At 39.7% G+C, this 22,011-nt stretch carries 25 protein-coding genes; 1 reads left to right on the top strand and 24 read right to left on the bottom strand.

The genetic code is table 11. From position 1 onward, the window contains the following. Positions 1-221: 221 nt before the first annotated feature. From V7137_RS05140 to metG, 14 genes are all read right to left on the bottom strand, one after another. Positions 222-1,178 carry a ribose-phosphate diphosphokinase gene (locus tag V7137_RS05140; protein WP_218351177.1) on the bottom strand — a complete coding sequence of 319 codons (957 nt, stop codon included), beginning with the start codon at positions 1,176-1,178 and terminating at the stop codon, positions 222-224. A 23-nt stretch (positions 1,179-1,201) separates the two neighbouring features. Next, complete coding sequence (gene glmU, locus V7137_RS05145) at positions 1,202-2,575, bottom strand: bifunctional UDP-N-acetylglucosamine diphosphorylase/glucosamine-1-phosphate N-acetyltransferase GlmU (RefSeq protein ID WP_335697066.1); 1,374 nt, start codon at positions 2,573-2,575, stop codon at positions 1,202-1,204. Positions 2,576-2,810: 235 nt separating this feature from the next. Next, entirely contained in the window at positions 2,811-3,101 is a 291-nt protein-coding gene (spoVG, locus tag V7137_RS05150; protein WP_026565468.1) for a septation regulator SpoVG, read from the bottom strand. 148 nt (positions 3,102-3,249) lie between these two features. Then, positions 3,250-3,624: a RidA family protein gene (locus tag V7137_RS05155; protein ID WP_335697067.1), complete on the bottom strand. Its 375-nt coding sequence runs from the start codon at positions 3,622-3,624 to the stop codon at positions 3,250-3,252. A gap of 170 nt (positions 3,625-3,794) precedes the next feature. After that, positions 3,795-4,625, bottom strand: coding sequence for a pur operon repressor (purR, locus tag V7137_RS05160; protein ID WP_335697068.1), 831 nt, complete (start codon positions 4,623-4,625; stop codon positions 3,795-3,797). Between the two features lie 56 nt (positions 4,626-4,681). Beyond that, positions 4,682-5,551, bottom strand: a complete 870-nt coding sequence (gene ispE, locus V7137_RS05165) for a 4-(cytidine 5'-diphospho)-2-C-methyl-D-erythritol kinase (protein WP_335697069.1) — start codon at positions 5,549-5,551, stop codon at positions 4,682-4,684. A 290-nt stretch (positions 5,552-5,841) separates the two neighbouring features. Next, entirely contained in the window at positions 5,842-6,030 is a 189-nt protein-coding gene (locus tag V7137_RS05170) for a small, acid-soluble spore protein, alpha/beta type (protein WP_218351172.1), read from the bottom strand. Positions 6,031-6,336: 306 nt separating this feature from the next. Continuing rightward, positions 6,337-6,600 (bottom strand): biofilm formation stimulator Veg, encoded by a 264-nt coding sequence (gene veg / locus V7137_RS05175; RefSeq protein WP_066249244.1) that lies wholly within the window; start codon positions 6,598-6,600, stop codon positions 6,337-6,339. Positions 6,601-6,808: 208 nt separating this feature from the next. Next, positions 6,809-7,693, bottom strand: coding sequence for a sporulation peptidase YabG (gene yabG, locus V7137_RS05180; protein WP_335697070.1), 885 nt, complete (start codon positions 7,691-7,693; stop codon positions 6,809-6,811). Between the two features lie 107 nt (positions 7,694-7,800). Beyond that, on the bottom strand, positions 7,801-8,679 hold the full coding sequence (gene rsmA / locus V7137_RS05185) for a 16S rRNA (adenine(1518)-N(6)/adenine(1519)-N(6))-dimethyltransferase RsmA (RefSeq protein ID WP_335697071.1): 879 nt from the start codon (positions 8,677-8,679) through the stop codon (positions 7,801-7,803). Then, positions 8,672-9,232, bottom strand: coding sequence for a ribonuclease M5 (gene rnmV / locus V7137_RS05190; RefSeq protein WP_335697072.1), 561 nt, complete (start codon positions 9,230-9,232; stop codon positions 8,672-8,674). The genes rsmA and rnmV overlap by 8 nt, the downstream gene beginning before the upstream one ends. A 211-nt stretch (positions 9,233-9,443) precedes the next feature. Beyond that, entirely contained in the window at positions 9,444-10,628 is a 1,185-nt protein-coding gene (locus V7137_RS05195) for a ubiquitin-like domain-containing protein (RefSeq protein WP_335697073.1), read from the bottom strand. Positions 10,629-10,863: 235 nt separating this feature from the next. Continuing rightward, complete coding sequence (locus V7137_RS05200) at positions 10,864-11,631, bottom strand: TatD family hydrolase (RefSeq protein WP_218351167.1); 768 nt, start codon at positions 11,629-11,631, stop codon at positions 10,864-10,866. A gap of 183 nt (positions 11,632-11,814) precedes the next feature. After that, positions 11,815-13,782 (bottom strand): methionine--tRNA ligase, encoded by a 1,968-nt coding sequence (gene metG / locus V7137_RS05205; RefSeq protein WP_335697074.1) that lies wholly within the window; start codon positions 13,780-13,782, stop codon positions 11,815-11,817. Positions 13,783-14,267: 485 nt separating this feature from the next. Here metG and V7137_RS05210 point away from each other — a divergent pair, with 485 nt between their 5' ends. Continuing rightward, entirely contained in the window at positions 14,268-14,552 is a 285-nt protein-coding gene (locus tag V7137_RS05210) for an AbrB/MazE/SpoVT family DNA-binding domain-containing protein (protein WP_088084915.1), read from the top strand. 51 nt (positions 14,553-14,603) lie between these two features. Here V7137_RS05210 and rsmI read toward each other — a convergent pair whose 3' ends face one another. From rsmI to V7137_RS05260, 10 genes are all read right to left on the bottom strand, one after another. Then, complete coding sequence (gene rsmI / locus V7137_RS05215) at positions 14,604-15,476, bottom strand: 16S rRNA (cytidine(1402)-2'-O)-methyltransferase (protein WP_335697075.1); 873 nt, start codon at positions 15,474-15,476, stop codon at positions 14,604-14,606. Positions 15,477-15,516: 40 nt separating this feature from the next. Then, positions 15,517-15,837, bottom strand: coding sequence for a GIY-YIG nuclease family protein (locus V7137_RS05220; RefSeq protein WP_335697076.1), 321 nt, complete (start codon positions 15,835-15,837; stop codon positions 15,517-15,519). After that, the gene (locus V7137_RS05225; RefSeq protein WP_335697077.1) at positions 15,824-16,567 is read right to left on the bottom strand and encodes a tRNA1(Val) (adenine(37)-N6)-methyltransferase; all 744 of its coding nucleotides are present in this window, start codon (positions 16,565-16,567) and stop codon (positions 15,824-15,826) included. Before V7137_RS05225 ends, V7137_RS05220 begins: the two co-directional genes overlap by 14 nt. Before the next feature lie 60 nt (positions 16,568-16,627). Then, complete coding sequence (yabA, locus tag V7137_RS05230; RefSeq protein ID WP_335697078.1) at positions 16,628-16,999, bottom strand: DNA replication initiation control protein YabA; 372 nt, start codon at positions 16,997-16,999, stop codon at positions 16,628-16,630. Between the two features lie 13 nt (positions 17,000-17,012). After that, positions 17,013-17,840, bottom strand: coding sequence for a PSP1 domain-containing protein (locus V7137_RS05235; RefSeq protein WP_218351161.1), 828 nt, complete (start codon positions 17,838-17,840; stop codon positions 17,013-17,015). Then, positions 17,833-18,840, bottom strand: coding sequence for a DNA polymerase III subunit delta' (holB, locus tag V7137_RS05240; protein ID WP_335697079.1), 1,008 nt, complete (start codon positions 18,838-18,840; stop codon positions 17,833-17,835). The genes V7137_RS05235 and holB overlap by 8 nt, the downstream gene beginning before the upstream one ends. A 47-nt stretch (positions 18,841-18,887) precedes the next feature. Further along, the gene (locus tag V7137_RS05245; protein ID WP_218351159.1) at positions 18,888-19,217 is read right to left on the bottom strand and encodes a cyclic-di-AMP receptor; all 330 of its coding nucleotides are present in this window, start codon (positions 19,215-19,217) and stop codon (positions 18,888-18,890) included. Between the two features lie 110 nt (positions 19,218-19,327). Next, a complete protein-coding gene (gene tmk / locus V7137_RS05250; protein ID WP_335697080.1) occupies positions 19,328-19,963 on the bottom strand; it encodes a dTMP kinase in 636 nt (211 codons plus the stop codon). Positions 19,964-19,995: 32 nt separating this feature from the next. Then, on the bottom strand, positions 19,996-21,435 hold the full coding sequence (locus tag V7137_RS05255; RefSeq protein WP_335697081.1) for an aminotransferase class I/II-fold pyridoxal phosphate-dependent enzyme: 1,440 nt from the start codon (positions 21,433-21,435) through the stop codon (positions 19,996-19,998). 105 nt (positions 21,436-21,540) lie between these two features. Beyond that, positions 21,541-21,759 (bottom strand): sigma factor G inhibitor Gin, encoded by a 219-nt coding sequence (locus tag V7137_RS05260; RefSeq protein ID WP_098576744.1) that lies wholly within the window; start codon positions 21,757-21,759, stop codon positions 21,541-21,543. Positions 21,760-22,011 lie beyond the last annotated feature (252 nt).

The raw sequence follows: 22,011 nt of genomic DNA on the forward strand, positions 1-22,011 counted from the left end.
AACATTTGCGAAAATTGCCAAGAAAATTAGTAAAATGATCCTTATTAAGCTCCAAAAGCAACAAAGTTTACGAAAAGAGCCTAAATCAAAAACTGTCTATATAAAAATGCCCCAAAATAGGATGGTCTAAACATTTTTTTAGTCAGTTTATCCAAAACAGGGAAATGTCCTGCAAACAGAAACAGGATCCGGCCACATTGGCCAGACCCTTAAACGTTTGATCAATCAAACAAAGTACTTACGGATTGCTCCTCGTGAACACGAATAATCGCCTCACCAAGAAGTGGAGCTACCGATAAATTAATAATTTTATCAATCTTTTTCTCTTCTGGAAGTGCAATTGAATTAGTGATAACTAATTCTTTAATTTTCGAATTTTGGATTCTTTCGATCGCTGGTCCAGATAATACAGGATGAGTACAGCAAGCATAAACTTCCGCTGCCCCATTTTCAATTAATGCATTTGCAGCTAGTGTAATGGTACCGGCTGTATCAATGATATCATCAATTAAAATCGCGATTTTGCCTTCAATATTACCAACAATATTCATTACTTCCGCGACATTTGGTCTTGGACGACGTTTATCAATAATCGCAATCGGTGCTTTTAACCGTTCTGCCATTTTACGAGCTCTTGTCACACCGCCATGGTCTGGGGAAACAATAACAACATCCCCTTGGAATTCTCTAGCTTTAAAATAATCCGCTAAGATAGGTACACCCATTAAATGATCGGTAGGAATATCAAAGAATCCTTGAATTTGTGGTGCATGCAAATCAAGACAGATAACACGGGTTGCTCCAGCTGTTTCAAGCAGGGTTGCCACTAATTTAGCTGTAATTGGCTCACGGGCACGTGCCTTACGATCCTGACGTGCATAGCCATAGTATGGCATTACAATGTTAATGGTTTTAGCAGAGGCTCTTTTTAATGCATCAATCATGATTAATAATTCCATGATGTTTTCATTAACAGGCTGGCTCGTCGACTGGATGACATAAACATCACCGCCACGGATACTTTCTTCAATATTAATTTGAATTTCTCCGTCACTAAATCTTGTTACAGAACATTTACCTAATTCAACACCGATGAATTTCGCAATTTCTCTTGCAAGCGGACGATTTGAATTTAAACTAAATACCTTAAGATTTGGGTCTAAATATTGATTCGACATGATAGCCTCCTAAATTCATTCGCTTATTTCTTACGATTCAGCTTTTGGACGTAATTTTCCTTATTTACTTGCGGTGCCCGGGCAATGGATAAGGCTTCACCTGGTACATCTTTTGTAATCGTCGAACCAGCTGCCACATATGCACCCTTCCCAATGGTAACAGGGGCAACTAGATTTGAATTACAACCAATAAAGACTCCATCTTCAATCTTGGTTAAAAATTTATTTTTACCGTCGTAATTTACGGTTATGGAACCGCAGCCGATGTTTACATCGGAACCTACCTCTGCGTCACCAATATAACTTAGATGGGAGGCTTTACTTCCTTTTCCAAAGACAGCCTTTTTAATTTCGACGAAGTTGCCTATTTTCACATCATCTTCAATCGATGATTCTGGACGAATATGAGCAAATGGCCCAATATTGACATGTGCCCCGATAGAACTATTATGCGCAACTGATTGACGGACTACCGTTTCTGCACCAATTTCACATGAATCAATTTCGGAATTCGGCCCAATCTGACAATCCGCTCCGATCACCGTTTTGCCTTTGATCATCGTTCCTGGATAGATAACCGTGTCCTTTCCGATTTCGACATCTGTTTCAATGTAGGTGTTGAGAGGGTCTATGATAGTGACTCCGTTCTTCATATGGGCTGCATTCGTACGACTGCGCATAATCCGCTCCGCTTCTGCTAAAGCCACGCGGTCATTCACACCTAAGGTTTCTTCCAACTCATTGGTTTGGAAAGCTGTGACAACTTCCCCTTGTTTCTTTAAAATTTCAATTACATCCGGTAAATAATATTCGCCTTGAACATTGTCATTCGATACATTCTTTAACGCTTCAAATAATGCCGTATTATCGAAGCAATAAGTTCCTGTATTGATTTCATTAATTTTTCTTTCGTCCTCAGTGGCATCTTTGTGTTCAACAATTTTTTCGACCAAACCGTCGGCGTTACGAATGATTCGGCCATATCCTGTCGGGTCTTCAATTCTCGCTGTGAGAATCGTAGCTTTTGCCCCTAACTCTTCATGATGTTTAAACAAAGCTTCCATTGTCTCAGCTTTGATCAATGGTGTATCACCACAAACAACAATCGTCACACCTGCTTTGCCTTCGAGAATGCTCTGTGCTTGGCCTACTGCATGGGCAGTTCCTAACTGCTGATCCTGAAGAGCATATTGACTGCTGTCGCCTAATTGGGCTTGCACCATTTCTGCCCCATGACCAATAATGGTGACAATTTCTTGTATATTAAGCTTCATTACTTGATCAACCACATGTTGCACCATCGGTTTTCCGCATACTGGGTGTAATACTTTATATAGCTTAGATTTCATCCGCGTCCCTTGTCCCGCGGCTAAAATCACAGCATAACGATTAGACATGAACAGTCCCCCAATTAACCTTTTTATCCATTAAAAATATTAACGTAATTGGACGTTCTTTTCAAGGTATGTGAGGGAAGTGTCTATTTTTGTAATAATGAGTTTATTTAAGTTGGGGTGTTGAAAGAGGATGATGTGTGAAGGGATGATGGTATGAATTGAGCGACTGCCCCCAGAGTGCTTTTGCACAATAAAAAGAGCCTTCATAGAAGAAAGGCCCTAGTTGTAAAAATCCTTAGGAAGCTCCGGCTTCTTCAAATTCTACTTCCAATTCACCTAGACGGTGGTACTCAGCCAAAACAGCTTCTTGGATTTTACCGCGTGTTCCTGAATTGATTGGATGCGCAATGTCACGAAATTCTCCATCAGGAGTACGTTTGCTTGGCATAGCTACAAATAAACCGTTGTTTCCGTCAATAACACGAATGTCATGAACAACAAACTCATTGTCCAAAGTGATTGATGCAATCGCTCTCATTCTTCCATCTGTGCTAACGCGTCGTAATCTTACGTCAGTTACTTCCATGTGCTCACACCCTTTTCTATAGATAAAAAGCTAAATAAATAAATTCAACAATATTTTCAAAAATCCTTCTTTATATTCAAAATATTTTTGAAAAACTAGGGCAAATTAGTGAACTTCATGTAAAGATGGAAGTAAATAAGAACAAATCTTATTTAACGAGTGCGACTACTTCGATTTCCACTAATACATCTTTAGGCAAACGTGCCACTTCTACACACGAACGAGCTGGTTTATGAGAGGAGAAGTATTCGCCATAAACTTCGTTCAATGCGGCGAATTCATCCATATTTTTTATGAATACCGTGGTCTTTACAACGGTTTCAAATGATGCACCCGCAGCATTCAGCACAGCCTTTAAATTTTGAAACACTTGGTGGGCTTGTTCTTTAATATCACCTGTTACCAAAGAACCTTCTGCTGTTAATGGAATTTGCCCTGAACTATAAAACATATTATTAACAATGATTCCTTGTGAATATGGGCCAATGGCAGCCGGTGCTTGATTTGTTTGAACTACTTTCATTCTTATTCCCTCCATCTATTTTTTTAAAGGCTCTTTTCGTCAACTTTGTTGATTTTGTATCATAATAAGGTCATTTACAATGATCACTATCCGATTCTTGCCAATGTTTTTCGGAAAGATACCAAGAAGCATCTAGGAAAACGATTTGATGACTTATACGAAAACAACAATTACTGCGAAAATAGCCTTTTTATATAATTGCCAGTTTGAACCTTAATCTTCTTTTCTTTCAAATCTACTTCCGATAATTGTACGAGCGAAGTATATTCATCGACGAGACGCTCTTGGATTTTTTCTGCCTCTACTAAAACAGCAATTCCAGCCAGATGTCCATTAAATTCCTCAAGCATGCTGATCATTCCCATGACGGTTCCGCCAGCTTTCATAAAATCATCGACAATGAGGACACGTGAACCTTCTTTCATGCTTCGTTTCGATAGGACCATTGTTTGGATTCTCTTTGTTGAACCTGACACATAATTAATGCTGACGGTTGGACCTTCCGTAACTTTACTATCTCTTCGGACAATCACAACAGGAACATTCAACTGACTCGCTACTGCATAGGCAAGCGGAATTCCTTTTGTGGCAACAGTCATCACAACATCTATTTTTACATCAGTATAGGCAGAGGCAATAATGCGCCCAGCCTTTTGCACGACCTGTGGATCGCCCAAAATATCGGTTAAGTATAAATATCCTCCAGGTAATAGCCTGTCAGGATTGGCAATAAGTTCACACAATTCATTGATAAAAGGCGCTGCTTCATCATGACTTACTTTTATAAAAAATTTTACCCCGCCCGATGCCCCAGGTACGGTTTGGATGGTTCCAATTCCTCTGTTTTCAAACGTCTCTTTGATGATAGCCAAATCTTCACTAATTGATGATTTCGCGGATGCGTAACGTTCAGCAAAAAAAGTAAGCGGTACTAATTGACGAGGATGGTCTAATAAATAATTTGTCATATCAATCAAACGTTCACTGCGGCGAAATTTCATAACAAGCCCCCAAAAACACGAATATTCTAACTATAGGATACCATTTTCGTACGTTTTTAATCAAGTGAGTGTCGTTCCCCTAACATCCGGACTGCAAATACTTGATCACAGAATCCTCTTAATCCGTTATAAATTCGGTGCATTCTTGAATCATGCTGTACAATTCCGAACACAGTCGGCCCACTGCCGCTCATTAACACCGCATCGGCACCAAAGCGTTTCATTTGTTCTTTAATTAGCGCTACTTCAGGGTGAAGGTTTAACGTTACCTCTTCTAAGACATTCCCGACGTCATTGCACACCTTTTGGTAATCATGCTCCTTGATTGCTTGGATCATTCCAGCAATATCGGGATGAACCGTTTCATTGAGATCGAGCCGTCGGTATACTTCCGCTGTCGATACCCCAATAAAAGGCTTTGCAAGGATGACCCAGCATGTAGGGGGAGCGGGTAATTCGGTAATCATTTCCCCTCTGCCTTTTGCTAAGGCTGTCCCTCCATAGACACAAAAGGAAACATCCGAGCCAATTTCACTGCCTAGTTCGGCCAATTCATCCATCGTTAATCCGAGATTCCACAGCTTATTTAAACCCCTTAAAGTGGCCGCAGCATCACTGCTCCCTCCTGCAAGTCCAGCCGCAACTGGAATCGTTTTTTCAATTGAAATCAACACACCTTGTTTCACACTGAATCGGTCTTTTAAGAGTTGGGCAGCCTGATAGGCTAAATTACGCTGGTCATCAGGGACATAGCGATTATGTGAGTGAATATGTATTTTATCTTCAGTTAATAATGATAGTTCCACACGGTCTGCCAAATCAATCGTGGTCATAATCATTTCCACCTCATGATAGCCATCGGGGCGTTTATGTAGAACATCTAATGCTAAATTTATTTTGGCCGGTGCTTTTACTAAAAGCTTCACTACGTCCACCTACTTCTTTATTGTCCAGTCCATGCGCCAATTTGACGCTTCCATTTTTCTATTTCCGAAAATCCACATTTTGTCCTATTTTACCACAAAACGATAAAAGTAAGACGTCAGATATGAGAAATCCTATCAAATTTCATATTTTATTATATGTTTTATAAAAAAAAGGTCATAATTTGCGAGGAAAAATGGAGTTAACGCAAAAAAGCCAGAGGAAATGGTCCTCTGGCTTCGCTGTAGTAAGTGATTGATTGAATTAAAAAAGAGAAGGCCTTGTTTAGAAGTTAACCTCTTGGACTCCGGTGAGCTAATTGTTCTTGTGCAAGTTCAACGGCGCGTTTGACCATATTCCCTGCATCTTTTGCTTTGATGCCGCCCCATCCTTCTTTTTGAACGACATCATAAAATCCAAGTTCCTTTGCAAGTTCTTCTTTAAAGTGACTGGACATGATCCCTCTTCTTCTTCTGCCCATCTATACAACCCCTTTCATACTGCAGCATTCTTAGTATGGGGTAAATAGCAGGCTCGGTATTCATTGAACTAGATCTCTTAATCCAGCTCCAGCGCCTAGGGGCTCGGGGGAAAAAAATAAAGACCTTTTTTCCTCGGTCATAAGCCCATCCGTCCTGAGGGTTAAAAAGCAACCTTCTCGCCGGCTCGTCTTATGCCTGTCGCCCCTAGGAAAAAATGAACTACTTTTTCCCTGAAAAAGGCGCTTCCGCTTTATAAATAGCAAAAAGCAGTAAACCTTTGTTTACTGCTGCAGATTGCTTATATACTAATTTAAGGCTAAATGTCCTGATGCATCTTCATAGAAAGTGATTTGAACTGTTTCTGTTAACACATCCGCATAGCTGTAAGAAACACGTTCGAATGAGTTTTCATCCTGATCTAATTCAATAACAAAAACAGATGGATAAGTTTCAGCTAAAACACCGGAACGTTCAATGGTTTTTCTACGTCCTCCGTTGGCTTTAAGCAGTAATCTTTTCCCTAAATTTGTGTCAAGAGCCTTTTTAATATCGGCTAAGGTTTTTGGCATTCGGTCCACCTCACTGTGTAAAGTATAACACACTGACATAGTCATGTCAAACAAAAACATAAATTATATCAGTCAAACAAAAAGATTGTCAATATTTTTTGTTCTACTTTTTCTTCTAAATTTCAACATTTTTAGCTTGCCTTATTTGTAAGGGATTATGTATCGACCGTAAAATAAAAAAAAATAAGCCTTTTCATTTTGCAAAGGCTTATTCATCCCCCTCTTGGATTGGCCGATAAGGCATCCCCGTCCGTAACACTCCTTTTGTTTCAATTCCTCCTAGACCCTTCTCACCTGTTAATGTGTTCCGTAATACGTCCCACACATTTATTCGTTCCATAAAAGGTGTAAAGCTGATTTTGGCAACAATATAAACTGGGTCAAGGGCATGGATGTTTATTCTTGAAGGTGAACTTGCGAAGTTAGCCCCTGCATGAATCAATGATTCAAAATGAGACTGGCAGGCACCGGCGAAAATAACGAGCTGATCCAAGTGAGGAATTTTTTTTCTAGCTTCCTTAACCGTTTGCACAAAATGCTTGGAATGGCGGTAGGCATTTATATCCGTCATCTTCCCCTTTGCCTTTGAATAGGCATCATGGCCAGTGATTACAAGAATATCCGGACGATACATATCAATCAGGTTCCCAATCCGTTCAGGCATTTCCTTTTCATTACAGTGGATACCCATAACAGGGATCCCCACTTTTTCATATACCGTCATACATTTCCTCAAGTAAGATGGATCACCATCCAGATGGAGAACCTTCCCTGGTATTTGGAAATAATTACTAGGTTTGACATAGCCGCCAGTCGCTTCGTATTCCTGACGATGCTTGATTAATTCAACATCTTGTGAAAACAACCGAAAAGACTGTTCCTCAAGAGTCCGGTATTCATTTTTCAGCTTGGCTCTTTGGTTAGGGTCAATAACAACCAAATCCTCGTATGGGGCATCTGCTACGAGCCGAAAATCCTCTCCATATAGGACAGCACACTTCTGGTCGTTAATTTTTCGAACATCAATAATACGAAAGAGAATATCGCAGTTATACGAACGCCTGCCGACAATATCATTTAATTTTATATCCACTGTCGTCACTCCAATAGGACCAGCAATGGGCCCTTAAGTAAGGTTTCTCTCATAGGCTATGCAACTACCATTTATATGGTGAAAAAAAATAGACCCTTTACTAGGGTCTAGTGGAAAAACGGATATAGTTCTTCGCTTAAACGGCCAAATTCCTCTAAAGAGAGTGTCTCACCTCTCCGGGCAGGATCGATTCCACAGGTACTTAAGGCTTGAAGGATCTCTTCCTTCTTTTGTTTGCCCTCCGGCAGCTGGCTTGTTAGATTATTAAGCAGTGTTTTTCTTCTCTGTGCAAAGCTTGCCCTTGTCACTTGAAAAAAGAACGCTTCATCCGTTACCGTTACCGCTGGCTTTTCCCTCTTTGTCAGTCGAATAACCGCCGAATCGACATTCGGCTGCGGCACAAACACCGTTTTCGGAACAATCATGACAGTCTCAGCTTCTGTGTAATACTGAACAGCGATAGAAAGAGAGCCATACTCCTTCGTTCCAGGCCGCGCTGAAATGCGGTCTGCCACCTCTTTTTGGAGCATACAAACAATCCCACGGATTGGCAAATGTTCTTCTAGCAGTTTCATAATGATGGGCGTTGTCACATAATAAGGTAAATTAGCTACAACCATAATATCGGTAATATCAGTGAATTTTTCTGCCATTACTCCGGCAACATCTGCCTCGAGCACATCGTTATGAATGATTTCTACGTTTGGATAAGGGGATAATGTGTCCTTTAAGATCGGTAATAATCGTTGATCAATCTCAAAGGCAACGACTTTTTTACTTGTGCGAGCCAGTTGTTCGGTAAGCGCGCCAATACCTGGCCCAATTTCAATCGCACCAGAATTTTCGGTTAGGTCTGCAAAGCTGACAATTTTTTTTAAGATGTTTGTATCGATTAAAAAGTTTTGACCAAGACTCTTTTTAAATGAAAAACCGTACTTATTTAAAATTTCCTTTGTTCTTACCGGGGTAGCAATATCTTTATTCATGTAGTTCCTCCTGACGTACAACCCTTAGTGCTTCTGAAAATTCTTGTTTACTGATTTGGAACATCATTAAGCGTTTATGGAGCTGTTTCCCATTTGTGTAACCTATTTTTAATAACTTTCCGAGCATAATTCTTCTTTCTTTCGCTCCTTCACCGCCAATTAGTCCAGCGGTAAGTAAGTCCTCTTGCGTTATTTCTTCTGTGTACGTTTCACTCATAACCTGGGCATCCTTTAGCGCTTCTTGAATCACTTCAGGGCTGGCATGCTCCACACCAAGACTTTCACCGACTTTTCCCATCGCTGCTTCCTTTGTTAAAAAAGCATGTTTGCAACCTGGGACAGCCTCAGCAATCGTCTTCCTAATCTTTTCACCGGGAAAATCCGGATCGGTAAAGATGATGACGCCTCTTGTCTGTTGCGCGCGTCGTACCTTTTCTATGGTTACTTCATTAACAGCTGAACCATTTGTTTCAATGGTATCAGCATTTACTGCTCGTTTAATCGCTGTTGTATCATCTTTGCCTTCCACAACAATAATTTCTTTGATCTTCATTTTAATAGTGTAGGCCTCCGTAATAAAAAAATAAAAAATGATAAAAACTTGAAACATTTTTGTAATGTTCATCGTCTATATTACTGAACGCATTCATACAATATATTAAGAAAAAGATGAAGAATTTTGATCAATATGTATTCGTTGTTAGTATAAAGAAATTTACGAAAAAAGCAAAATGCAGAGGATAGGACCCTCTGCATAAAGGAAATTAATTTAAAACCTTAATCTTTACTTTTTTACGTCCCCAGCGATAGCAATCCTGATTGGATGGCATGAATAAATCAATGATGTATCCTTTAATCGCCCCACCGGTGTCAGCTGCTACAGCGTATCCATACCCTTCAACATAGACCTTTGAACCAAGTGGAATAATCCTTGGATCAACCGCGATTACCTTCATGTTCGGGTTCGCCCGGAGATTAAGTCCAGTAGCTGTTCTACCTGAACACCCATTGCAATAAGCGGTATAGGCCGTTGCAGTCACATAAAACTCTTTTCCCGGCTCATTCGAAGCACCACGGGAAACTTGTAATGATAATTCCTTCGTTCCGACAGCCACAACTTTATCTTGTTTCTCTGCAATCTTCTGCTCACTAATTAATTTTCTTGAGATCTCTTTGCCATTTTCAAGAAGAACTTCATACTGTTTAGAAACGCGACCTTTTTTACCTTTTTTAATGGTTTGTTCCTTGCCTTTTTCTAAACTTTCATCCTTCTTGGTTACCACAGCAAATTGAATCGGTTCTTCCACTACATCGGTGACTTTTTCTACTCGAATGACGTTAACAACACCATTCTTAGCGATGGTTTCTGTTAATGACGGTTCAACTCGGTCTAATTTATTTAGCTTAATACCCTGTTGTGATAAAAAGTCAGCGACCGTAGCCGAAGTGGACCAAACTCGTTGTTTTTTACCGCCGTCAACATATGTAAGATGAAACGCCTTTTTTATCCCAATTTTCATCTTATCTTGTATTGCAGCTTGCGGTCTAGGTGAGATTTGATCATGTTTGCTCAAAACAATTTTCTGCTCTTTTAGGAGTCCAGCTACAGAACCTGCTGTCGTCCAGATCGTTTTCTTCTCGTTGTCCTTGACAATGTGAACCTGTTTAGCTTGCTTCCATACGACCATAAGGTGGTCCTTCACCTTTGAATTCGCCTTCGGATGCAAATAGTCTTGTGAGCGAATGGATACATCCATTTCATCAAATAATTCTTGAACTGTATCCGCGTGAGTCTTTACGACCTTTTGCTGATTGTTAAGAGTGATGGCAACAGTTTTCTTCGACCCTTCAAAATAAAGAATTCCAAGAGATGTCAACAAAACTACGAAACTAGCAAAAGCAATGGTCAATGTCTTCCGGCTCAAAGACTGGGGGAACAGGTTTTTCACGTTTTTGAATACGATGAAAAACGCCTCCTTTTCTTAGAGAGATTAATGAACCATGCTGTCGGCTGTCATTCCTTGCATACTCTGCGAGGGTATTTCTAATTATGCACAAAGTTAGAATATTTGCAAAGAGAAACTTCTCGACACGGTTATCCTATGTAGAAAAGGAGACGTGTAGAACTTTTTGTTATCATTAAATTTTAAGACAAGCTTCCGCTGACTTCGACAAATTCCCCTATCATTTTATGGCGAATAATTTTTTAGCATTTCGTGTCGTTGCTTCGGCCACTTCTTCAAATGTCAACCCTTTTATTTCGGCAATTTGCTCAGCTACTAGTTTTACATAACTAGGCTCATTTCTTTTCCCACGGTAGGGATGGGGGGCCAAATAAGGGCAATCCGTTTCGATCAACAGTTTATCTAATGGTATTTCGGCCGCCACTTCTTTCGGCTTTTTAGCATTTTTAAAGGTCACCGGCCCGCCTAACGAGATATAGAAATTCATTTTTACACATTCCTTTGCCACTTCAGGACTCCCGCTAAAGCAGTGCATGATCCCGCCTACTTCTTCTGCGCCTTCTTCCTTTAAAATTTCCACTATATCAGCAGTTGCTTCACGATTATGAATAACAATCGGCAGCTTCACCTTTTTAGCCAGCCTGATTTGTTTCCGGAAAACTTCCTTTTGAATTTCCTTTGGAGATTTGTCCCAATGATAATCCAAGCCCATTTCACCAATGGCGACAACCTTAGGATGTGCGGCTAATTCCTCGATCCAAACTAAGTCTTCTTCTTTCATGTCAATCGCATCAACAGGATGCCATCCAACACAGGCATAAATAAAATCGTATTTCTCGGCTAATTCCATCGCTCGTTGAATAGTTGGACGATCGAATCCGACAACAACCATACGGCTGACTCCCTCGTGTTCTGCCCTTTCAATCACTTCTTCTAAATCTTCGTTATACTGATTATCATTTAAATGTGCATGCGTGTCGAATAGCATAGTAAGCAAGAACCTCTTTTCCTTATTTTTCTCTAAATTGTGCACTTACGGACTTTCAATGTCAAAAAATATCATGTAAAAAAGTAAATATCCCGAAAATTGTTACACGTGGAACAATTTAAGAGCAGAAGTGCCTGTTTCCAAAAGCAAAAGCGCCTATAATAGGCGCCTTTAGTTACATAATTATTTTACTTTTGCTCCATTTGCCAATGTCTGGTCGACTGTTGCAAGAGAAAGTTGGCCATCTTTTGAACCCGCTAGGATCATGCCCTGGGACAATTCACCGCGCAGTTTCACAGGTTTTAGATTGGTAATACAAATTACCTTGCGGCCGACTAATTCTTCAGGCTTATAATATTGAGCAATTCCTGAAACGACCTGGCGCTTTTCATAGCCTAAATCTAGTTGAAGCTTAAGCAGTTTATCTGCTTTTTTAATCGGCTCCGCTTGGATGACTTCTGCTACACGTAAATCAATTTTCATGAAATCATCAATCGCAATTTCGTCGATTTCTTCTGGCTTTTCTTCTGGCTGTGCTTCTTTCTTTTCTTCCGCCGCTGGTGCAGAACCTTGCATTTTTGTCTTAATGAACTCTACTTCCTCAGCAATCTCAAGCCTTGGGAAGATTGGTGCAGCCTTCTCCACCTTTGTTCCACTTGGAATTAACCCAAAATCAGCAAGGCCTTCCCATGCTTTTAGGGTCTCTTCCTGAATACCCAGTTGTGTAAAGATCGCATTCGGCGTGCGTGTTAAGAACGGTTGCAGTAAAATGGCAATTCGGCGTAATGATTCGGCGAGATGAACCATTACACTCGCCAGTTCCCCTTTACTTGCCTCTTCCTTCGCTAAGACCCATGGTTTTGTTTCATCAATATATTTATTTGTCCGGCTGACTAACTGCCAAATCGCTGTTAATGCAACAGAGAACTCCATTTTCTCCATCGCTTCTTCGTATTTATTGACTGTCTCTTGATTAACCTGCAGCAGCGTGGCATCAAATTCAGTAACTGATCCAGCATAATCCGGGATAACGCCATTAAAATACTTTTCAATCATGGCGATCGTACGATTTAGAAGATTACCCAAATCATTGGCTAAATCAAAGTTGATTCTTTCAACAAAGCCTTCCGGTGTGAAGACGCCATCCGACCCAAATGGAACTTCTCTTAAAAGATAATAGCGAAGAGCATCCAGACCATAACGGTCAATTAAGGTAACTGGGTCCACAACATTCCCTTTTGATTTGGACATTTTCCCATCCTTCATCAACAGCCAGCCATGGGCAAATACCTTCTTTGGAAGTGGAAGATCTAATGCCATGAGCATAATTGGCCAATAGATGGTATGGAAACGGACAATTTCCTTCCCGACAAGATGAACATCAGCTGGCCAGTAATTTAAGTATTTAGCATCATTTTCAGTTCCATATCCAAGCGCTGTGATATAGTTGGATAACGCATCAATCCAAACATAAATGACATGCTTTGGATTTCCCGGCACCTTAATTCCCCAATCAAACGTAGTCCTTGATACAGCTAAGTCCTCTAGTCCTGGTTTGATAAAGTTATTAATCATCTCATTTTTGCGAGATTCTGGCTGGATGAAATCAGGGTTCTCTTCGTAGTACCGCAATAAACGGTCAACATACTTACTCATTCTAAAAAAGTATGATTCTTCTTTTACTTTTTCAACAGGGCGCCCACAATCCGGACAATTCCCATCCACTAGCTGGCGGTCCGTAAAAAAGGATTCACACGGAGTACAATACCAGCCTTCATACTGATCGAGATATATATCTCCTTGCTCAACAAGCCTTGCAAAGATTTTTTCGACAACTTGTTTATGCCTCTCCTGAGTTGTGCGAATAAAATCATCATATGAAATATCAAGTTTATTCCATAACTCTTGAACACCATCGACAATTTCATCTACATACTGCTGCGGAGTAATCCCTGCCTCTTCTGCCTTCCGTTGAATCTTTTGTCCATGCTCATCCGTCCCAGTTAAGTACATTACATCGTAGCCGCGCATCCGCTTATAACGAGCCATTGCATCACCAGCAACCGTCGTATAAGCATGCCCAATATGTAAATTTCCGCTTGGATAGTAAATCGGTGTTGTCAGGTAAAAAGTCTTTAATTTATTCTCCATTTGTATCCCTCCAATAGTTGGCGAGCGCACAACCCTATTAATCCATTATTGCCTCTTTTTTCCCATCTCTATCATCAAAATATACCTAAAAATCAACTTTCTTGCAAGAAGTCCCGGTTTGTCCTGCTACCATTATTTACGATTAATTACCCGCTACACCCATAAACTCTTTAAGTCGTTCGAAGTATTTATGGCTCAATAGTAACAAAATTTGCAGGAATTTGTCGAATAATATAAAAGTCAAACAATTTTGTTACTAAAATTACAATAGTATTAAAAATGGTATAATTTAGATAATTTTTAGTTAAAACGTTGTCAAATCAAGTATTATATTCATTGAATCATTTTACTTTTATTTTTCAAAATAAAAGTAATTGACGGATATGGGAATTTCTTGTATTATTGAGATATGAAAAATTTGTCGAATAATGACGAATAAATAGATAGAGAAAAATATGTTTATAATATGAGAGGAGCTAGTAAAAATGAAATCTACAGGTATTGTTCGTAAAGTTGATGAGTTAGGCCGTGTGGTTATTCCAATCGAATTAAGACGTACTCTTGGTATCGCTGAAAAAGACGCTCTTGAAATTTATGTGGATGATGAGCGTATCATCTTAAAGAAATACAAACCAAATATGACTTGCCAAGTGACAGGAGAAGTATCTGATGATAATCTAACTCTTGCAGGCGGTAAATTGATTCTAAGCCGTGAAGGTGCAGAACAATTACTTCAAGAAATCCAAAACAACTTTGAATTAGTAAAATAATAAAAAGCTCCAGCACTTGCTGGAGCTTTTCTCTATATACATAACGCTTGGTTATTCGACATGATAAGCCTGATACACATCTCGTTTATTCATGTCACGGTCCTTAGCCGTTAGTTTAATCGCTTCCTTCGAAGGAAGCATTTTTTCTGAAATATAATGATTTACATGTTCTTCAAGAGTTAAATTTTGCCACCAGTTGAAGGTTTCCTCCTGTTGCTGATCCGTCCCCTCTACAATCAAGCAAAATTCACCGCGGATTTCATCCTGTTTGGTCCAGGTAATCATTTCTTCAATTGTCCCGCGAATAAATTCCTCATACTTTTTCGTTAATTCCCTGCAAATTGCAATTTTGCGATTACCAAGTACATCTAACATAATCGCTAAGGTTTCTTTTAGCCGATGCGGTGATTCATAAAAGATTAACGTGGCTGCTTGCCACTTTAAGCTTTCTAATTCCGTTCGTTTCTCTTTCTTATTACGATTCAGAAATCCAAAAAAGTAAAATGGCTGGCATGGTAACCCCGAGGCTATTAATGATGTCAGAGCTGCATTTGCACCTGGCAAGGGAACCACTGGCACCTTTTCCCGGGTAGCGGCTAATACCAATTCATAACCTGGGTCAGAAATTGCTGGCATGCCTGCATCACTGACGAGGGCAATTTTCAACCCTTCCTTTACTTTTTGAATCAATTTTTCGCCGCTCGTTTCTTTATTATGTTCGTGATAACTGACCACAGGTGTCCCAATTTCAAAGTAGTTGCACAGCTTCTTTGTATTTCTTGTATCTTCTGCAGCAATTAAGTCTGCTTCTTTTAATAATCGAATTGCTCGGAAACTCATATCTTCTAAATTGCCGATTGGAGTGGGAATAAGATATAAGATCCCTTTGGTTGCTTCATTCTCAAAACTCTTTTGCTGCCACATCACTATCACCCTTTTCAAATACTAAAGCGAAAACGCCTGTTCAAGGGCTATCCCCCGAGCCCCTAGCCATTGGAGCTGAACTGTTTTCAAAGTTTATAGACATATCATTATTATTTTGCAAAAACTCAACTTTTTTCTTCCGAGGTAACTGTTTAAACTGATATTCTGCCCTGAGTGCATCCCCTTTATTTTCGTAACGTCGAAAGTATGTAAGTTGGACCGGACCTCGGCCCCGTGTATATTTTGCACCTTTTCCTTCATTATGCATCTTAATCCGCCGATCAAGATTATTCGTGTATCCGCCATACAAACTACCGTCATTACAGGTAAGCACATAAAAAAAGTGGTCATTGTTCTCCATATAAAATCTCTTTTATCTCGTTTGTGTATTCATTGTCCTCATTATAAACAAATAGCGGCGGGAGTATTTTCAAATCAGGACTGCCATCCTTAATTGCCTCAATCAAAAGGGTATTAGCCTCTTTCCCCTTCTTCGGGTAGACAAATTGAATCCTTTTTGGTTCGAGCCGGTATTCTCTCATCAATGTAATGATATCCAACAGTCGTCCTGGCCGGTGGACAAAGGCCACCTTTCCGCCTTGTTTAACTAATTGGCTCGATGTCTTAACTGCATCCTCTAATGTACACAGAATTTCATGCCGGGCAATCGCAAGATGTTCATTTGGATTCATTTCTTCCTTAGAGGCTGTTGTAAAATAGGGCGGGTTGCATGTGACAACATCAAATTTTCCATATCCTAGTTGTTTTGGCATCTCCTTGATATCGCCATGAATCATTTGCAGCCGCTGTTCAAGGCCATTATATTCAATGCTTCTTACTGCCATATCGTACAGTCGTTCCTGTATTTCAACACCGGTAATATGTCCCTTCGTTCGCGCACTTAAAAACAAGGGAATTACCCCATTCCCGCTGCATAGGTCAATTAAGTTCCCTTTTTGAATCGGAACATAGACAAATCTTGCTAGTAAAACAGCGTCAAGCGAAAAGGCAAATACGGATGGGCTCTGAATTATTCTTAAGTTTTCTGCTAGTAAATAATCAAGCCGTTCATCATCTTTCAAATTCACCAAAGTATCCATCCTCCAGCTATATGTATGAAAATAGAGGCTGATTTTGTCAGCCTCTTAAGGTTATTTCTTATTAAGAAAGGAAAGGCAGAATAAACAATCGCCTTCCTTGCGTAAACTTCCAAAATGAAGGTTACAAATATGAAAACCTTCTTGATATAGACGGGCAAGGTTATCATATCCTTCCCCGACATCAAATGGCTTTACACCAGTCGTCTCGGAAACGGCTGTCCCTTTTTTATTCCCTGTGACTTTCTTTCCCTGTTCAGTCGTTACATCTAAACGGCGTCTCAAATGTTCATTTTCAAGCTTTAAATAATGATTCTCTTCTAGTATTTCGGCTAAATGCTGCTTTAATTCCCCTAGCTTTTGGTAAAGATGGCCAATTTGTGTTTCCATATTACTTACTGATTCAAATATTTCTTTTTTATCCACGTCTTCCACCTCGTTAATCTGTGGATTGTATAGAAAAGGCACCTTCTTTATTGATTTCCTCCAAGGTATACTCCAGAACACGTTCCTGTTCCTTTAGTTCAACCTGTAGTACCCGCTCTAATATATTTAATCCTACTACTTTTCCTTTACCTTGTGGTGTTTCAATGATTTCTCCTAAATCCGGAAGCAATGCTTTAGCAGATTCATATTCATCATTTTCATATTTTAAACAGCACATTAGTCTGCCGCATAATCCAGATATTTTTGTAGGATTTAAAGATAGGTTTTGATCCTTTGCCATCTTGATTGAAACTGGGTCGAAATCCCCTAAGAAAGTAGAACAGCACAGCATTCTTCCACATGGACCTATACCGCCAAGCATTTTCGCTTCATCACGGACACCAATCTGGCGTAATTCAATTCTCGTCCGAAAAATAGCTGCTAAATCCTTCACAAGCTCACGGAAATCAACTCTTCCATCAGCTGTAAAATAGAAGATTACTTTGTTTCGATCAAATGTATATTCAACATCGACTAGTTTCATATCCAGCTGATGCTCATTCACTTTTTCATTACAAACCTCATAGGCTTCCTTCGCGGCTTGCTTATTCTCCTCAACAATCATTTTATCCTTTGGGTCGGCAATTCTAACCACTTTTTTGAGCGGAAGGACGACATCATTCTCCTCAACTTGTTTCCGAGCGATTACTGCTTTTCCGTACTCTACTCCACGAACTGTTTCTACAATCACAAAGTCGTCTTTTTCAATGGAGAGGTCCCCTGGATCAAAATAATAGATTTTCCCCGCTTTTTTAAAGCGTACTCCTACAACATCATACAAATGAAGATCCCTCCTGCAATTTTAACACAAGCTGTTCCATCATCAGCTGAGGATTCATATTCCTCTCCAGCTTCCTCTTTGCATCTAGGATAGCTGACATTTGATCCGATATGCGCCGTCCAGATGTTTGCAATGCAAATTGTTGCAGCCGTTCAATTTCCTCTCGAAAAACAATCTGCTCCTGCCTATCTAATTGTATATATAGTAAATCCTTAAAAATAAGAAGTAAAAGGTCTAAACCACGATGAATCTGTTCTTTCTCTTTAAAGTGTAAAAACCAGTCTGTTTGAAGCGTTACCATTGCATCCAACGGATTTTTTTTTAACACCTCATATAATTTTACCACTATTTTTTGGGCTTGTGCAAACCATTCATCGACATTTAATTTTTGTGCTTCATCCAAACTATTGGTTAATTGAGCCAGCAGCGGGGCCTTCTGCGGCTCCACGCCGTTTTCCACCAATTGTTTAATCATCACGTGTGGTGATAATGGATGAAATGTTAGTATTTGGCATCTAGAAAGGATGGTTGGTAAAATTTTCTGAGGTTGTTCTGTTAAGAGAAAAGCAACCGTCCCTGGGTTCGGTTCCTCTAAAAATTTCAATAAACTATTGGACGCACTGACACTCATTTTATCCGCATGCACAAGCAAATAAACTTTTTTCAAAGATTCTAATCCCTTTTTGGAAAACTCCACCTGCAGGTTTCTTATTTGGTCAACCTTAATCGATAATCCCTCCGGCTCAACAATATGCACATCAGGATGGTTACCATGATTAATCCGACGGCAATTATTGCATTTCTCACAAGGTCTATAGTGATCAATGAGTGCTTCGCAAAATAGGGACTTTGTCAGCAACAACGCAATTTCCCGCTTGCCTGTCCCTCTGATGCCCTCAAGAAGGTATGCATGGGCCACTCGATTTTTCACTAAACTGTTTTTTAACATTTTTAATACAGTTGGTTGAAGCTCTTCTAGTTGCTCCCATGATTTTCCCAAGTTCATCACTCACTAACTTTAAAATAGTAACGGATCTATTGTTTAGGTTAAAAATGCATATATTGTTCAATAGGCAGAACGAATACGGTTGCACCGCCAACCTCGACTTCAACTGGATAGGGAACATAGGAGTCTGCATTCCCGCCCATTGGGGAAACAGGAGCAACTAACTGCTCTCTGGCCCTGCAGTTATCCTTAATAATTTGGAGGGCCCGGTCGACGCGGATATCCTCTGTACCAATCATAAAGGTCGTGTTCCCCGACTTAAGAAATCCACCTGTACTAGCTAATTTGGTTGCCCTAAAATTATGATCAACTAGTGCCTTTGATAAACGATTACTATCTTGGTCCTGTACGACAGCTATGATAAGTTTCATCCGAACTACCCTCTCCTTATTCTAAAATCTAGTTTTGTTTCCTATATTATAACAGGTAACAGACTTCCTTACATTCGGAATGACAGATTCTTTTCGGATAAAAAAAAGCCCTACAGTGAAGGCTTTCTTTTTGCTAATGTATCCTCTATGACTTTAAATGTTTCCTTGTACACATTCTCCACTGTAGCGGAAGCATCAATTATCCGGAAACGGTCGGGAAATCGTTTGATTAATAGTTGGTAGCCAGCTCTCACCTTTTGATGGAATTCTAAGTCTTCTAAATCCAAACGATTAATTTCACGGCCTTTATCTTTGTTTATTCGTTGTAAACCTAACTCTGATTCAATATCAAAGTAGATCGTGAGTTGTGGCATCAAGTTCTCAATTGCAAATTGATTAATCGCAAACACCTCATCGATTCCTAATCCGCGTGCATAGCCTTGGTAAGCTAGAGAACTATCAACAAATCGGTCACACAACACAACTTTCCCCTCGTCTAATGCGGGCTTTACCTTTTCGATCAAATGCTGCCTTCTTGCCGCTGCATAGAGTAATGCCTCGGTCCGAGGATCCATGGCGGTATTCCCTTTGTCTAGAATAACGGCGCGGATTTGCTCCGCAATATCAATCCCACCTGGTTCTCTGGTTAATAGTACGTCTCCCAACTGCTCGGCCACCATATTAATAATGGTTGTCTTTCCTGCCCCATCAGGGCCCTCAAATGTTATAAATATACCGCTATTCATCTAAATAAACCTCCAAAACTGTATAATCTCTCTTAAGTTGTAATATAAGTCTTGATCATCCCATTCTTTAATAAGGAGCCTCCTTGAAATCTTGCACCCGTTGTTAACAAAAGGGACAGCTGGCTAAGCTTATTTTTTGTAATCCTTTCACCCTTTAGCAGCAGTGGAATACCTGGTGGGTATGGAATAATGGTTTCAGCGCATACCTCTCCTAGTGCGTCGGAAATAGGCTCTTCTTTTAGCGCTAACTTTTCCATTTCTTTAAAGGTAACTGCCAACCTCGAGATTTTCTGTCCAGCCAACTCAAATACCTCTTCTCGATTAATGGATGGTACATCAGATAGTGCCTCTTTTATTTTCAAAATGGTTTCATCTAAGGGGAAACATTGTCCATCTTTTAATAACGGCAGTATAAAGAGGACATTATTTGGGTCGGCTAATTCTGTAAAAATAGCTGCCTCTTCTAATCTCTTTTGGAGTTCAAATCCATTTAAACGACACCGCGACTGAATCGTTATCTTTAGTGGATCACCGTTATCGTTAGGATAGTCAAGCACGCTGATAGCAGGAATCTTCGCTAACTCGTCCTTAAAACGTTTGATTTCAGTTAATAGAAATGTAACATCTTTTTGATTATACGTACTTAGATAATTCCTTGCCACATCCAAGGATGCCATAATCGGATAGGACGGGCTGCTTGACTGGAACACCGTCAGATATTCCTTTACCTTATGCTGACTGATTAAATCGCTATTAATATGTAAATAGGAACCCATTGTCATCGCTGGAAGGATCTTATGGGCAGATTGCACCACAATATCTGCGCCCAGCTGAAGAGCAGAAGGCGGGAACGGGCCGCCAAGGATATAGTGCGGCCCATGTGCCTCATCAACTAAGACAGGAATATCGTGCCGATGTGCTTCATTTATTATTTCTTGTAATTCAAATCCCATTCCATAGTAGTTCGGATAGGTCAGAATGAGTGCCTTTGCATCAGGATATAATTTGATAGATTCAATGACTGTTTCTAAACTGATCCCAGATGGTACCTTCCACTCCTGGTTAAATTCAGGCTCTAGAAAAATGGGATCCGCTTTTGCTAAGCCTAGACCGTTTAATATAGATTTATGGCAATTTCTTTGAACGAGGACCTTAGTTCCTTCCTCACAGGCCGCCATAATCATTGCTAGATTCCCAACAGTTGAACCATTAACAAGAAAATAACTTTTCCTTGTCTGATAAAGTTCGGCTAAGAGTTCTTCTGCCTCTAATATCACACCTTCAGGCGAGTGTAAATCATCTAACCCGGATAATTCGGTAGCATCGATTTGTAGCACATGCTTAAAATAGTGCTGTGCCTCAGGTTGAAGTATGTCTCCATATTTATGCCCTGGGACATGAAAGGAAACCGGCTTCTTTTTACTATGTTGGATTAACGTATGATATAAAGGTGTGTTCCATTGATTATTCATTCAATTGTTTACTTCCTTCTAAGAGTCTCATTTATTCTAACAAAAAATCATTCTCATTCCTATTTGATTGTTTATATGCAAAAAAATAAAGTCCTCATCGGACTTTTATGAAAAAATTTCTGGAGTGGTTATTTTTTTCAGTTGTTTAAGAAAGTATTTATATTTTGGATCCTTTGTATCTGTTTGTATTAAATCATTTTCACATTCTGTACAAATAAAAGAAGTATATAGATGTATGCCTTTTGGTTTTAAATTCTCACAAATAACGCACATTTCCTGATGGTACTTCTGTGCTAAAAATGAACTCAATCCCTCCACCTCCATACATCCATTCTGCCCGGAAATTTTTATTTGTATACAATTTTTTGAATACTCTTTTTCGTGCCATCTTAATTAATATAGTATGTAACAGTCAGCGATTGGGTGTATGTCTATTCGTAATTTCTTTGAAAACATTTCATACTTTTTTACCATCGTCATTTTCCTTACAGAAAAGTAACCTTTTCCAAGATTGTCCGCCTGTGGAATTTATTTAGCTGTACGGTAACTGTGAAACCTTCAGAGGGACCGTTCTGT

This window comes from Neobacillus drentensis (assembly GCF_036962765.1).
In the GTDB taxonomy this organism is placed as follows: Bacteria; Bacillota; Bacilli; order Bacillales; family Cytobacillaceae; genus Neobacillus; species Neobacillus drentensis_C.

Excerpts from the sequence above, each read along its gene's own strand:
- V7137_RS05140 (WP_218351177.1), bottom strand. The coding sequence starts at position 1,178 with ATGTCGAATCAATATTTAGACCCAAATCTTAAGGTATTTAGTTTAAAT.
- glmU (WP_335697066.1), bottom strand. The coding sequence starts at position 2,575 with ATGTCTAATCGTTATGCTGTGATTTTAGCCGCGGGACAAGGGACGCGG.
- spoVG (WP_026565468.1), bottom strand. The coding sequence starts at position 3,101 with ATGGAAGTAACTGACGTAAGATTACGACGCGTTAGCACAGATGGAAGA.
- V7137_RS05155 (WP_335697067.1), bottom strand. The coding sequence starts at position 3,624 with ATGAAAGTAGTTCAAACAAATCAAGCACCGGCTGCCATTGGCCCATAT.
- purR (WP_335697068.1), bottom strand. The coding sequence starts at position 4,625 with ATGAAATTTCGCCGCAGTGAACGTTTGATTGATATGACAAATTATTTA.
- V7137_RS05170 (WP_218351172.1), bottom strand. The coding sequence starts at position 6,030 with ATGGGCAGAAGAAGAAGAGGGATCATGTCCAGTCACTTTAAAGAAGAA.
- veg (WP_066249244.1), bottom strand. The coding sequence starts at position 6,600 with ATGCCAAAAACCTTAGCCGATATTAAAAAGGCTCTTGACACAAATTTA.
- rsmA (WP_335697071.1), bottom strand. The coding sequence starts at position 8,679 with ATGAATAAAGATATTGCTACCCCGGTAAGAACAAAGGAAATTTTAAAT.
- rnmV (WP_335697072.1), bottom strand. The coding sequence starts at position 9,232 with ATGAAGATCAAAGAAATTATTGTTGTGGAAGGCAAAGATGATACAACA.
- V7137_RS05200 (WP_218351167.1), bottom strand. The coding sequence starts at position 11,631 with ATGCTATTCGACACGCATGCACATTTAAATGATAATCAGTATAACGAA.
- metG (WP_335697074.1), bottom strand. The coding sequence starts at position 13,782 with ATGGAGAATAAATTAAAGACTTTTTACCTGACAACACCGATTTACTAT.
- V7137_RS05210 (WP_088084915.1), top strand. The coding sequence starts at position 14,268 with ATGAAATCTACAGGTATTGTTCGTAAAGTTGATGAGTTAGGCCGTGTG.
- rsmI (WP_335697075.1), bottom strand. The coding sequence starts at position 15,476 with ATGTGGCAGCAAAAGAGTTTTGAGAATGAAGCAACCAAAGGGATCTTA.
- V7137_RS05220 (WP_335697076.1), bottom strand. The coding sequence starts at position 15,837 with ATGGAGAACAATGACCACTTTTTTTATGTGCTTACCTGTAATGACGGT.
- V7137_RS05245 (WP_218351159.1), bottom strand. The coding sequence starts at position 19,217 with ATGAAACTTATCATAGCTGTCGTACAGGACCAAGATAGTAATCGTTTA.
- tmk (WP_335697080.1), bottom strand. The coding sequence starts at position 19,963 with ATGAATAGCGGTATATTTATAACATTTGAGGGCCCTGATGGGGCAGGA.
- V7137_RS05255 (WP_335697081.1), bottom strand. The coding sequence starts at position 21,435 with ATGAATAATCAATGGAACACACCTTTATATCATACGTTAATCCAACAT.
- V7137_RS05260 (WP_098576744.1), bottom strand. The coding sequence starts at position 21,759 with ATGGAGGTGGAGGGATTGAGTTCATTTTTAGCACAGAAGTACCATCAG.